Raw genomic sequence first — 12756 nt, 5'->3', positions numbered from 1 at the left:
GCAGGCTATGACGCGAGCAGAACGGGCACTAAGCGTCTTTTGCGACGAACGGGCAGGTGAGTGACTTCACAGGGCGTCCGGGAACCCGTCCCGGAGTGATCCAGAGAACAGCTCAGACCTGGCGGGACAGGAGGAGAACGGCCAGGTCGTCGGTCAGCGCGCCGCCGTTGAGACGTTCCACTTCGCCGACGAGCTCGTCGATGAGCGACCGTCCGGCGATGCCCTTGCCGCGCGCCGCGCGCGCCAGCTCGACCAGGCCGTCGGTGCCGAGCCGCTCGGAGCCCGCGCCGACCCGTCCCTCGATCAGGCCGTCGGTGTAGAGCAGCAGGCTCCAGGACTCGCCGAGGTCGATCTCGGTCGTCGGCCACTCCGCGCCGGGCACCAGCCCGAGCGCGGGCCCGTGCGCGTACTCCGGCAGCGCCGTGACCTCGAAACCGCCAGCCCTCCCTGGGCCGGGCGTCTCGCGAAAGAGCAGCGGCGCGGGATGCCCGGCGAGGTGCATCCGGGCGGTCCGCCGGGACGGCGCGATCGTGATCATGCAGAGTGTGGTGAAGATCTCCTCGTTGCGCCGCTCGTGGCCGAGGACGGTGTCGAGGGTGCCGAGGAGCTGCTCGCCGGTGTGCCCGGCGAGGACGAGCGTCCGCCACGCCATCCGGAGCTGGACGCCGAGGGCCGCCTCGTCCGGGCCATGGCCCGCGACGTCCCCGATCATCAGGTGGACGGCGCCGCCCTCGGTCTGCACCGTGTCGTAGAAGTCGCCGCCGAGCAGCGCCCGCCGCCGGCCCGGCCGGTAGCGGGTGTGGTGCCGCAGCGACGGGTCGTCGATCAGCGGGACGGGCAGCAGCCCGCGCTCCAGCCGGGCGTTCTCGCGGCCGAGGATGCGGGCCTCCACCAGCCGCCGCTCGGTCTCCTCCGACCGCTTGCGCTCGATGGCGTAGCGGACGGCGCGGGCCAGCAGCGGCGCGTCGACCTCCTGTTTCACCAGGTAGTCCTCGGCTCCGGCGGCGACGGCCTGCACGCCGAGGTGCGCGTCGTCCAGCCCGGTGAGGACGACCACGGCGGCCGCCCCGGACAGCGCGAGCACCTGCCGCAGCCCCTCCAGCCGGTCGATACCGGGCGTGGACAGGTCGACGAGGATGCACTGGGTGCGCCGCGTCAGCGCCCGCCGCGCGGCGGCGAGGTCGCCGGCGACCGCGATCCCGACGTCCAGGCCGCTCTCGGCGAGCATCTTCTCGACCAGGAGGACGTCGGAGGGGTCGTCGTCGATGAGGAGCAGGTCGATCCTGTCCTCGGCCCCGGGCGTGAAGGGATGCGTCTGATGACTGAAGGTGCTCACAATGCTTCCGAAGTCGGGCTTGCGACGGCACTGGCAACGGCTTGCGCGTTCCGCTCTATTCCTGCGGCCGCAGGGGGAGCGGTACGGGCGCGCCGGGGGAGCGGCATTGGCCTAGCCGCCGGGTTCCCGGCTCATGGAGCGGAGGGAGGGGGCGCTCCGTCGATCCCGACCTTAGCGTGTCCCGACGTCCCGGCGCACCCTAGGGGCTCCTCCGCAGGGCCGTTTACGGACCGTCCGGAACCGATCCCGCCCTGATGAAAAACCAGTCGAACTCAGGGCGATCGGCTGCATAACCTTCGTCCGTGAAGCCGTTGCCGGAAAAAGATCCTGGCAGCCCCGACCACAGATCCCCAGCGCGCTACCTGCTGTGGCTGCTGCGCGTCCAATGGCGCAGCTGCGCCGCAGGCGCGCTTCTCGGCGTCGTGTGGATGCTCAGCCAGGCCCTCATGCCCGCCGCGATCGGCCGCGCCATCGGCGACGGCGTCGTGGCGCGGGACGAGCGCGCCCTGCTGGCGTGGGGCGGCGTCCTGCTCGGCCTCGGCGTCACGGCGGCGGTGACCGGCGCGTTCCGGCACCGGTTCGCGGTGTTCAACTGGCTGTCGGCCGCGTACCGGACGGCCCAGCTCGTCACCCGCCAGTCCACCCGCCTCGGCGGGACGCTGCCGAAGCGGCTGAGCGCGGGCGAGGTGGTCAGCATCGGCCTGTCGGACGTCTCGCACATCGGCGACACCCTCGACATCGTCTCCCGCGGGTCGGGCGCCGTCGTCGCGATCGTCGCGGTGGCGGGCATCCTGCTGTCGACGTCGCCGCCGCTGGGGCTGATCGTGCTGGTGGGCGTCCCGCTGATCCTCGCGATCGCGGCGCCGCTGCTGCGCCCCTACCGGGACCGGGAGCTGGCGCACCGGGAGCTCGTCGGCGAGCTGAGCACGCACGCCACCGACCTGGTCGCGGGCCTGCGGGTGCTGCGCGGCATCGGCGGTGAGCCGCTGTTCTCCCGCCGCTACCGCGCCGAGTCGCAGCGGGTGCGGACGGCGGGGGTGGCCGCCGCGCGGGCCGAGACGCGGCTGAGCGGCGCGGAGGTGCTGCTCCCCGGCCTGCTGATCGCGCTGGTGACGTGGGTCGGCGCCCGGTTCGCGGTGAACGGGACGATCGGCGTCGGCGAGCTGGTCGCGTTCTACGGCTACGCCGTCTTCCTGATCGTCCCGCTGAAGACCCTCGGCGAGGCCGCCGGCAAGATCACCAAGGGGCTGGTGGCGGCTGGGCGGGTCACCGCGCTGCTGGACATCGACCCCGAGCTGCCGGACGCGGGGACCGCCCGTCCGGCGGCGGGCGGCGACCTGGTCGACATCGCGTCCGGGCTGGTGGTGCGGCCGGGACGGGTCACCGCGATCGCGGCGTCCGACCCGCGCGACGCGCAGGCGATCGCCGACCGGCTCGGCCGGTACGCGCCCGGCGAGGTCGACTTCGGCGGCGTCCCGCTGCACGCGGTGGCGGACGTCAGGAAGCGGATCCTGGTCGCGGTGAACGAGGACCGCCTCTTCGCCGGGCCTCTGGCCGAGTCGCTGGCGCCCGACAAAGACGAGGCCACGCTGCGCGCCGCGATCCATTCCGCATGCGCGGAAGACATCGTCGCGTCCTCCGGACTGGACGCCTATGTCGCGGAGGCCGGACGGGAGTTCTCCGGCGGCCAGCAGCAGCGCCTTCGCCTCGCACGGGCCCTCGCCGCTGACCCGGACGTCCTCGTCCTAGTGGAGCCCACCAGCGCCGTAGACGCGCATACCGAGGCGCGTATCGCCGACAGGATCCGTCCAGCGCGTGCGGGACGCACCACCGTGGTGTGCACGACGAGCCCACTGATGCTGGACAGGGCCGACCACGTGGCCTTCGTCCAGGACGGCCAGATCGTCGCAGAAGGAACGCACCGCGACCTGCTGGAGACAGAGCCGCGCTACGCGGCCACCGTCACCAGAGGAGAAGCAACGGAACCAGCGGAAAGGGCGGGACGGTGAGTGCGGAGACACTGCCTGTCGCGACGCCCGCGCAGGTGCGCGCGTACGCGCGTCGGCTCGTCGTGCGGCATCCGCGCGACCTGGCCGCCGTGCTGGCCCTGCACGCGCTCGCCGCCGTGACGGGCCTGGTGACGCCGCGCCTGCTCGGCGCGCTCGTCGAGGACGTCCGCGACGGCCGCGCCGACGTCGACACGACCGGCCTGGCCATCGCCGCCTTCGTGATCGTGCAGGCCGTGCTGACCAGGTTCGCCTACCTCGCGTCCGCGAAGCTGGGCGAGCGCGTGCTGGCGGAGCTGCGCGAGGAGTTCGTCGACCGCGTCCTGGCGCTGCCGCTGTCGCGGGTCGAGAGGGCAGGCACCGGCGACCTGGTCACGCGCGCGTCCCGGGACGTGGACACGCTCGGCACGTCCGTCCGGTACGCGATGCCGGAGACGCTCGTCGCCGTCGTCGTCGGCGGGTTCACGGTCGGCGCGCTGCTGCTGAACGGCCCGCTCGTCGCGCTGCCCGCGCTGGTCGCCGTGCCGATGCTGTGGGCGGTGATGCGCTGGTACCTGCCCCGGGCGCACGGCGGCTACCTGCGGGAGAACGAGTCGTGGTCGCAGATCGCGGACGGGCTGACCGAGACCGTCCAGGGCGCCCGGACGGTCGAGGCGCTCGGCCTCGCCGGCCGCCGCCACGCCCGCGGCGACGCCGACATCGCCCGCTCGTACCGGGCCGAGCGGTACACGCTGCGGCTGCGCATGGTGCTGTTCCCGGTCGCCGAGTTCGGCTTCGTGCTGCCCGTCGTGACCACCCTGGTGGTCGGCGGCTTCCTCTACATCCACGACATGGCGTCGCTCGCGCAGGTCACCGCCGCGACCCTGTACGCGCAGCAGCTCATCCAGCCGGTGGACACGCTCCTGTCCTGGCTGGACGAGCTGCAGCTCGGCGGCGCGTCCCTGGCCCGGCTGCTCGGGGTCGGGAACGTCCCGCCGGACCGGACGCCGAACGGCCGCAGCCCGGAGGGGGAGCGGCTCACCGCCCGCGACGTCCGCTACGCCTACCGTCCTGGGCAGGACGTCCTGCACGGCGTCGATCTCGACCTGAGACCCGGTGAACGGCTCGCGATGGTCGGCCCGAGCGGCGCGGGCAAGTCGACGCTCGGCCGCCTCCTCGCCGGGGTGGACGGCCCGCGCTCGGGCGCGGTCACCATCGGTGAGAACGGCGGCGGCGTGCCGCTGGTCGAGCTGCCGCTGGACGATCTGCGCGGCCACGTCTCCCTGGTCACGCAGGAGCATCACGTGTTCCGCGGGACGGTCCGCGAGAACCTCGTGATGGCGCGTCCTGGCGCGTCCGACGCCGACATCGAGCGGGTCCTCGCCGCGGTCGACTGGGACGGGCCCGAACTCGGCACCGTCGTCGGCTCCGGCGGCGAGACGCTGTCGCCCGCGCAGTCGCAGCAGCTCGCGCTGGCGCGGCTCGTCCTGGCGGACCCGCACACGCTCGTCCTGGACGAGGCGACCTCGCTGCTCGACCCGCGCGCGGCCCGCCGCCTGGAGCGCTCGCTCGCCGCCGTCCTCGACGGGCGGACCGTCGTGGCGATCGCGCACCGCCTCCACACCGCCCACGACGCCGACCGCGTCGCCGTCGTGGAGGACGGCCGCATCACCGAACTCGGCACCCACGACGAGCTCATCGCCGCGAACGGCTCCTACGCCGCGCTCTGGCTTTCCTGGCACGGAGCCTGAGCGCGGCGCGGGCGGCCTACCTCGCCAGGGCGGATTTGAGGAAATCGACCTGGAGGTGCATCAGGTTCTCCGCGACGACTTCCTGCGGCGTCATGTGGGTGACGCCCGAGAGGGGCAGGACGGTGTGCGGGCGTCCCGCCGCGAGCAGCGCCGACGACAGGCGCAGCGTGTGGGCCGCGACGACGTTGTCGTCCGCCAGCCCATGGATGATCATGAGCGGGCGCTTCAGCTCGGCGGCCGACTCGATGAGGGAGTTCGCGGCGTAGTTCTCCGGCTCCTCGTCGGGATGGCCCAGGTAGCGCTCGGTGTAGTGGGTGTCGTACAGGCGCCAGTCGGTGACCGGCGCGCCCGCGACGCCGGCGTGGAACACGTCCGGGCGGCGGAGCACGGCGAGGGCCGCGAGCCAGCCGCCGAACGACCAGCCGCGGACCCCGACGCGGTCGAGGTCGAGCGCGGCGGGATTGCGGCGCGCCGCCTCGATCAGCGCGGTGATCTGGTCGTCCAGGACGGGCCCGGTGAAGTCGCCGTGGACGGCGCGGTCCCACTCCGGGCCGCGCCCGGGGGTGCCGCGGCCGTCGGCGATCACGACGGCGAAGCCCTGGTCGGCGAGCCACTGCGCCTCGCAGTACATGCGCTGGACGGCGAGGACGCGCTGCGCGTGCGGCCCGCCGTAGGGGTCCATGAGGACGGGCAGCCGCCCGTCGCCGGACTTCCACCCCGTGGGCAGCAGGACCGCGGTCCGGATCTCGCGGTCGCCCGAGCGCAGCAGCTCCACCCGGGGCGTGATCACCGGCGTCTCGGCGAGCGACACGACCGGGTGGGTGCCGGACGGCGTCCGCACCTCGACCTCCGTCCCGGGACGGTCCAGCCGCGCGCCCGCGACCACCGTGATCTCGCCGGAGGCCGTCCCGCTGAAGACGCCCTGCCCCTCGGTGTGCCGGGCCACCTCGCCGTCGTTCCACGTGTACAGGTGGACCTCGGTGGGCTCTTCCGACGCGGTGAACAGGATGGACCGTCCGTCCACGCCCAGGACCGACCGGACCTGCAGGCCGCCGGGCGTGACGGGCTCCCCGGCGACGGTGATCCGCCGGGTGCCGGTCGCGCGGTCCTCGGTGACCCAGACGAGGTCGCCGTCGCCGGTCCGGACGGGCAGCCCGGCGACGATGTCGGTCCACGCCGCGTCCGACTCGGTGTGCAGGAGGGTCGTCTCGCCCGACGCCGGGTCGACGCTCAGCACCCGCTGGGACCGCTGGTCGCGCGGCTGGACGACGATCAGCAGCCCGTGCCGGTCCCACGCGGCCGTGACGACGTAGGGGAACATGCCGCGGTCCCACGCCACCGCCGCCCTGGCGTCGGGACGCCCGGCGTCGATCTTGAACAGCACCAGCGACACCAGCGCGTTCGGGGTGCCCGCGGCCGGGTAGGCGATCTCGGCGGGCGGCGCCTCCGGGTTCGCGGCGTCGGCGATGTGCCAGCGCAGCACGGGCGTCTCGTCGACGCGGGCGGCCAGCAGCGTCGCGCCGTCCGGGGACCACCAGTGGCCCCGCATCCGGTCCATCTCCTCCGCCGCGACGAACTCCGCGAGGCCGTAGGAGACCTGCTCGGACTCCGGCTGGACGAGCGCGCGGTCGTCCGTGCCGTCCATCTCGATGAGGCGCAGCGTCCGGCCGGACACGTAGGCGATCCGGCGCCCGGCGGGGTCGGGACGCGGGTCGAAGACGGGCTCCTGCGCGGGCAGCTCGCGCACGATCGCCGTGTCGAGATCGGCGACGTAGAGGCGTCCGCCCAGGGTGAAGGCCGCCTGCCGCATGGCCCGGTCGGTGGCGTAGCCGACGATGCCGCCCGCCTGCTCGCGGGCCCGCTCGCGCCGGGCCCGCTCCTCGGCCGGCAGGTTCTCCTCGCCGGGGACGTCGAGCGCCGCCGGGTCCGCGACGCACCGCTCCTCGCCGGTGCCGGTGTCCAGCGTCCACAGGCAGGTCACCGGGTCGTCGCCGGCCCTGGTGCGCAGGAACGCGACCCGGGACTCGTCCGGTGCGATCTGGAAGGCGCGCGGGACGCCGAGGCTGAACCTTCGCGTGCGGGCGCTCTGCCGCGGATAGCTGATGCTCATGGAATCCGAGTCTGCCAGCCGCGGATCGGCCCGCCGCAGGGCGGCCGGGCGGAATCGGGCGGGGGACGGGTGAAATCGGGCGGGGGGAAGTGCGGCGCGCGGCGGCCCCATGCCCCTATGATCACGGGTCGTCGCCTGGTGAGCCGGGAATGTCACGTGCCCGGTACCGGGCTCGCGTAAGCTCAAGGCTTCCCCAAGCACATTTGTCGTCGCGCTCTGAGGAGTGGTCCATGCCGGAGCTGCAGCCGGGAGATCCCCGGCGGCTGGGCTCGTACGAGATCGTCGAACGGCTCGGCGAGGGCGGCCAGGGCGTCGTCTACGCCGGTCTCGACGCCTCCGGGAACAAGGCCGCCATCAAGCTGCTGCGCGCCGACCTGGCCGCCGACGCGATGGCCCGCAACCGGTTCGTCCGGGAGGCGCAGGCCGCAAAGCAGGTCGCGCGGTTCTGCACCGCGCAGGTCCTGGAGGCCGACGTCGCGGGCGACCAGCCGTACATCGCCAGCGAGTACGTGCCGGGCCCCTCCCTGTTCAAGCAGGTCACCGACAGCGGCCCGATCTCCGGGGCGACGCTGGAGCGGCTCGCGATCGGCACCGCGACCGCGCTGGTCGCGATCCACCAGGCCGGGATCGTGCACCGCGACTTCAAGCCGCACAACGTGATCATGGCGCCGGACGGCCCGCGAGTGATCGACTTCGGCATCGCGCGGGCCTTCGACACCGACCAGACCAACGCGACCAAGGCGATCGGCACCCCGTCCTACATGGCCCCCGAGCAGGTGGCGGGCGCCACCCTCACCGAGGCCGTGGACGTGTGGGCCTGGGCCACCACGATCGTGTTCGCCGCGACCGGGCGCCCGCCGTTCGGCGACGACACCGTCGTCGCGGTGATCAACCGGGTGATGCACGAGCCGCCGTCGCTGGACGGCGTGCCCACCGACCTGCACCGGATGCTCGGGGCGTGCCTGGTCAAGGAGCCCGAGCGGCGGCCGACCGCGCAGCAGCTGATGATGGCGCTGATCGGCAGCGGCCCCGGCGGCGGCGGGCAGACCCGCATGGACGACCCCGCCCAGGCCAACACGATGCTCGCGGAGGGCTCCACGCTCGCGGCGGGCGGCATCGCCGGCGCCGGGATGGCGGCGGCGGGCCGGACGCAGCCGCCGGGCGGGGCGACGCGTCGCGTGTCCCCGGCCGAGTACACCGGGAACCTGCCGCCCGCGCGCTCCCCGTACGGGGCCGGCCCGCCGCCCGGCGGCCGCCGCGCCCGGTACGACGAGTGGGAGCCGGAGCGCAAGTCCAAGTGGCCGATCGTCGCGGCCGTCGCCGCCATCCTCGTCCTGGCGCTGGTCGTGGGCGTGTACGCGGCGACCCGCGGGAGCAACGACCCGTCCTCGCCCGTCTCGCCGTCGGTCACCGACTCCGGGTCCGTCTCGGAGGCCCCGACGACGGAGGACGAGGACGAGCCGACGCCGACCCGCACCCGGACGCGCGAGAACACGCCCCCGCCGGACACCGAGCCGCCGCCGAGCACCCCGACCGACGACGACACGCCGCCGACCACCCCGACCGACGACGACACGCCGACCACGCCGACCACCACGCCGACCGACGGCGGAGGCGGTGGCGGTGGCGGCGGTGGCGGTGGCGGTGGCGCCGGGCAGCCGCCGCCCGCCGTTCCCTGAGCCGCCGTTCCCTGAGCCGCTGGTCCGGGGCCGCGGGACCCGCCCGGGCAGGGCGGTCGACCACCGTGCCCTGGCCCCTGAGTAGGCTCGTTTCCTATGAAGGAGCCGCGGATCCTGTTCGTCCACGCCCATCCGGACGACGAGTCCATCGGGACCGGGGCGACCATGGCCAAGTACGCCGCCGAGGGCGCCCACGTCTGTCTCGTCACGTGCACGCTGGGCGAGGAGGGCGAGGTCATCCCCGAGGAGCTGCGCCATCTGGCCTCCGACAAGGAGGACCGCCTCGGCGAGCACCGGATCGGTGAGCTCGCGGCGGCGTGCGCGGCGCTCGGCGTCCGCGACCACCGCTTCCTCGGCGGGCCTGGCCGCTGGCGCGACTCCGGGATGATGGGCGCGCCCACCAACGACGACCCGCGCTGCTTCTGGCGCGCCGACGTCGACGCCGCGGCGCCGGACCTCGTCGCCGTGATCCGGGACGTCCGCCCGCAGGTGATCGTCACCTATGACGAGCGCGGCAACTACGGCCACCCCGACCACATCCAGGCGCACCGCGTCGCGTGGCGGGCGTTCGAGCTGGCCGCCGACCCCGCCCACGAGGACGGCGCCGAGCCGTGGCGGGCCGCCAAGTTCTACGCCTACGCCACGCCGCGGACCGTCCTCGCCCGCGCGATCGCCGTGATGCGGGAGGCGAAGCTGCCGTTCGCGCGCGTCGCCGGGCTGGACGAGCTCGGGTCCGGCGTCCCCGACGGGCAGGTCACCACGGTCGTGGACGCCCGCGCGCACCTGCCCGCCAAGCTCGGCGCCCTGCGCGCCCACCGCACCCAGATCGTCGTGGCGCCCGAGCAGGTCGGGCCGTTCTTCGCGCTGTCGAACAACCTGGGCCAGCAGGCGTTCGGCACCGAGTACTTCATCCTCCAGGCGGGCGACCCGGGCCCGGTCGGCGCCGGGCGCCGCGAGCGCGACCTGTTCGCGGGGCTGGCGGACCCGCGCGGCTGACCGCCTCGATACCCTGGAGTCCGTGGACGAACAGGACGACGAGACCCGGGTGAGCCTCGCCAAGCAGGGCCTTCCCGCGCACGGCGGCCCGCCGGGGCACCCCATGCCGCCCGGCCCGGACGGGCCGGACGGCGAGGCCCCGCTCGACGCGGTCGTGTCCGGCGCCGCCTACGCGGTGCTCGGGCTGCTCGGCGCCGTGTACGGGCTGGTCGGCTCGTTCGTCCAGGACTGGACGGTGGACCGGGTGCCGGTCGCGTCGATCGTCCTCGCCCTCGGGCTGTTCGCCGTGGTGCGGCTGGCGGGCTGGGGGATGGGCGGCCGGACGGGCCCCGTCATCATGGTGCTCGCCTGGCTGGTCGTCGTGTTCGTCCTGTCGAACGAGGGGCCCGGCGGCGATCTCGTCATGCCCGCGGAGCTGAGCGACAAGACCAACTACGCCGGGTACGTCTACATCATCGGCGGGCTGGCCGCGGCCGTGCTCGCCGTGCTGCGCGTCCGTCCCGCCGGGCCGTCCGGGCAGTGGCTCCTCGGCCGGACGGGCCGAACCGGCCGGTAGGCCCGCCCGGCAGGCCCGCCCGCCGGGGGCTTTCAGGTGGTGACGTGCGCCGGTTTCTCGTCGGCGGCGGCAGGCGTCGCGGACTGGTGTCCCTTCAGCGCCAGGCAGGCCGCGGCGCCGAGGAACATCACGCCGATCGGCAGGACCATCGCCGGCTTCATGGCGTGCACGAACCCGTGCGAGAACACCTGCGCGGCCAGGTCGTGGAGGCGGTCCGCCATGCTCGGCGAGACGCCGGCCGGGAGCTGCTCCGGCGCTCCACTCTGCCCGGCGCCGACCTCAAGCCCGCCCTTGGCGGCGTCCGCGAAGCCCCGCACGAAGCCCGGGCGCGCGTCGGGCGGCAGGGCGGACGAGCGGGCCGCCGCCTCGTCCCGCAGCGACGACGCGAGCTGGTTCTGCAGGAGCGCGCCGACCGCCGCCGCGCCGAGCACGGAGCCGACCTGCCGGATCGTGTTGTTGACCCCGGACGCGGCGCCCGCGAGCCGCGGCGGGACGTTCCGGGTCGCCTCGGTGGCCATCGGGGCGAACACGCCGCCGATGCCGATCCCGGCGAGGGTGAGCGGGGCGATGAACGCGGTCCAGTCGGTCCCGACCTCGGCGACGGCGGCGACCCAGAGCATCCCGAGGGCGTAGAGGGTGAGGCCCGCCATCAGGATGTACTTGCCGCCGATGCGGTCGGACAGCCGTCCGGCGATGGGCGCGAGGAACACCGACATGACCGAGGACGGCGCCAGGACGAGCCCCGCCTTCAGTGCGCTGAACCCCAGCACCGACTGCATGTAGATCGTCAGCGGCAGGATCATGCCGATCATGCCGACCGTGACGGCCGCGCCGACGATGTTGAGGATCGTGAAGTTGCGGTCCTTGAACAGCGAGAACGGGACGAGCGGCTCCGCGTCCTGCCGGGTGCGCTGCTGCGCGACGAAGACCGCGAACAGGACGGCGCCCGCGGCGATCAGCCCCCAGATGACGGCGTTCCACTCGAACTTCTGGCCCTCGGTGAGCGCGAACGTCACGCAGAACAGCGCGGCGGACGCCAGCAGCACGCCGGTCAGGTCGAACTTGTGCCGGACGCCGGGCGTGTGGCCGGGCAGGATCGGCACGGCCATGCACAGCACGAGCACGCCGATCGGCAGGTTCACGAAGAAGATCCACCGCCAGTCGAGGTGGGTGACCAGCAGCCCGCCGAGCGTGGGCCCGGCGATGGTGGACACCCCGGCGACCGCGCCCCAGACGCCGAGGGCGGTGCCGCGCCGCTCCGCCGGGAACACCGCGATGATGATCGACATGGTCTGCGGCATCAGCAGCGCCGCGCCGAGGCCCTGGACGGCCCGGCCCGCGATGAGCTGCGTCGGGTCCTGCGCGATCCCGCACGCCAGGCTGGACAGCGTGAACAGCGTCACACCGGCGATGAACAGGTTCTTCTTGCCCCACAGGTCGCCGAGCCGGCCCGCGGTGATCAGCAGGACGGCGAGCACCAGGACGTAGGCGTTGATGACCCACAGGACCTGGTCGAGCGAGGCGTCCAGCTTCTCGGTCATGCTCGGGATCGCGATGTTCACGATCGTGATGTCGAGCAGCGTCATGAAGAAGCCGAGCGAGAGCGTCAGCAGGATCGCCCAGGGATTCCCGCGCCATCTGCTCATGAAATGCTCCCCGTCATGTTCGCCGGGCGGGTGGCGTCGTCGTCCTTCCAGGTGAGGCGGCCGGTGTCCAGGTCGTCCGCCAGGCTCCGGGTGAAGTCGAGCTCGGCCCGGACCCGGTTGATCAGCCACTCCTGGTCGATCAGCTTGTACCGCTCCAGCCCGGTCTTCAGCAGCGCGTCGTGGGCGGTCTGGTGCCCGGCGAGGAGCGCCTCCAGCGCGACGGCGCGATGGCGCAGCTGCCGCGCGACCTCGGTCTCCGGCAGCAGGTTGATGAACGCCAGCGCGGTGCCGTAGAGCGGGAACTCCTCGGTGGGACGCGCGAGCAGCTCGGCGAGCCTGATGTGCGCGGCGTCGCGTCCGGCGGTGGTCACCGCGTACACGGTGCGCTCGGGACGGCGGCCCTCGCGGCTCGTCTCCAGCGGCTCGATCAGCCCGGCGCCGGCGAGCCGCTCCACCGAGTGGTAGAGCGCGCCGTGCGTGATCTTGACGGCCTGGTCGTAGGCGTGGTCGCGGATGCGCTGCTGCATCTCGTACGGGTGCATGGGCCCGTCGCACAGCATGCGCAGCACGGTCAGCGCGAGCGGCGTGAGGGGTCGGGACATGGGACGGCCTCATGGTCGGAGCGATTAGTCCGCTTAGACTAATCCATGTAGATGAGTCCGTCATAACGGTTATTTACGAGCAAGTTCGCCCAGGC

Annotated in this window: 9 protein-coding genes; 5 read left to right on the top strand and 4 right to left on the bottom strand. The window is 73.7% G+C overall.

Annotation, left to right across the window (positions count from 1 at the left end):
* Positions 1 to 112: 112 nt before the first annotated feature.
* Positions 113 to 1336 (bottom strand): PP2C family protein-serine/threonine phosphatase, encoded by a 1224-nt coding sequence (locus tag ACH35V_RS26030; protein ID WP_395975855.1) that lies wholly within the window; start codon positions 1334 to 1336, stop codon positions 113 to 115.
* 302 nt (positions 1337 to 1638) lie between these two features.
* Between ACH35V_RS26030 and ACH35V_RS26025 the strand changes: the two genes are divergently transcribed.
* Both ACH35V_RS26025 and ACH35V_RS26020 read left to right on the top strand, forming a co-directional pair.
* A complete protein-coding gene (locus ACH35V_RS26025; protein ID WP_395975853.1) occupies positions 1639 to 3345 on the top strand; it encodes an ABC transporter transmembrane domain-containing protein in 1707 nt (568 codons plus the stop codon).
* Positions 3342 to 5072 (top strand): ABC transporter ATP-binding protein, encoded by a 1731-nt coding sequence (locus ACH35V_RS26020; protein ID WP_395975851.1) that lies wholly within the window; start codon positions 3342 to 3344, stop codon positions 5070 to 5072. Before ACH35V_RS26025 ends, ACH35V_RS26020 begins: the two co-directional genes overlap by 4 nt.
* Before the next feature lie 16 nt (positions 5073 to 5088).
* On the opposite strand, the gene ACH35V_RS26015 is transcribed toward ACH35V_RS26020, so the two are convergent.
* The gene (locus ACH35V_RS26015; RefSeq protein ID WP_395975849.1) at positions 5089 to 7182 is read right to left on the bottom strand and encodes a prolyl oligopeptidase family serine peptidase; all 2094 of its coding nucleotides are present in this window, start codon (positions 7180 to 7182) and stop codon (positions 5089 to 5091) included.
* Positions 7183 to 7412: 230 nt separating this feature from the next.
* Here ACH35V_RS26015 and ACH35V_RS26010 point away from each other — a divergent pair, with 230 nt between their 5' ends.
* From ACH35V_RS26010 to ACH35V_RS26000, 3 genes are all read left to right on the top strand, one after another.
* A complete protein-coding gene (locus ACH35V_RS26010; protein ID WP_395975847.1) occupies positions 7413 to 8861 on the top strand; it encodes a serine/threonine-protein kinase in 1449 nt (482 codons plus the stop codon).
* Positions 8862 to 8957: 96 nt separating this feature from the next.
* Positions 8958 to 9857: an N-acetyl-1-D-myo-inositol-2-amino-2-deoxy-alpha-D-glucopyranoside deacetylase gene (gene mshB, locus ACH35V_RS26005; RefSeq protein ID WP_395975845.1), complete on the top strand. Its 900-nt coding sequence runs from the start codon at positions 8958 to 8960 to the stop codon at positions 9855 to 9857.
* Positions 9858 to 9879: 22 nt separating this feature from the next.
* Entirely contained in the window at positions 9880 to 10413 is a 534-nt protein-coding gene (locus tag ACH35V_RS26000) for a DUF6113 family protein (protein WP_395975843.1), read from the top strand.
* 32 nt (positions 10414 to 10445) lie between these two features.
* On the opposite strand, the gene ACH35V_RS25995 is transcribed toward ACH35V_RS26000, so the two are convergent.
* Positions 10446 to 12059, bottom strand: a complete 1614-nt coding sequence (locus ACH35V_RS25995) for a DHA2 family efflux MFS transporter permease subunit (RefSeq protein WP_395975841.1) — start codon at positions 12057 to 12059, stop codon at positions 10446 to 10448.
* Entirely contained in the window at positions 12056 to 12661 is a 606-nt protein-coding gene (locus ACH35V_RS25990; protein WP_395975839.1) for a PadR family transcriptional regulator, read from the bottom strand. The genes ACH35V_RS25995 and ACH35V_RS25990 overlap by 4 nt, the downstream gene beginning before the upstream one ends.
* Between the last annotated feature and the right edge of the window lie 95 nt (positions 12662 to 12756).

The organism is Actinomadura sp. 1N219 (genome assembly GCF_044326405.1).
Taxonomy (GTDB): domain Bacteria; phylum Actinomycetota; class Actinomycetes; order Streptosporangiales; family Streptosporangiaceae; genus Spirillospora.
Note: the sequence above shows the minus strand (reverse complement) of the source record. Positions and strands in the feature narration are given on the sequence as shown.

Excerpts from the sequence above, each read along its gene's own strand:
- ACH35V_RS26015 (WP_395975849.1), bottom strand. The coding sequence starts at position 7,182 with ATGAGCATCAGCTATCCGCGGCAGAGCGCCCGCACGCGAAGGTTCAGC.
- ACH35V_RS26010 (WP_395975847.1), top strand. The coding sequence starts at position 7,413 with ATGCCGGAGCTGCAGCCGGGAGATCCCCGGCGGCTGGGCTCGTACGAG.
- mshB (WP_395975845.1), top strand. The coding sequence starts at position 8,958 with ATGAAGGAGCCGCGGATCCTGTTCGTCCACGCCCATCCGGACGACGAG.
- ACH35V_RS25995 (WP_395975841.1), bottom strand. The coding sequence starts at position 12,059 with ATGAGCAGATGGCGCGGGAATCCCTGGGCGATCCTGCTGACGCTCTCG.
- ACH35V_RS25990 (WP_395975839.1), bottom strand. The coding sequence starts at position 12,661 with ATGTCCCGACCCCTCACGCCGCTCGCGCTGACCGTGCTGCGCATGCTG.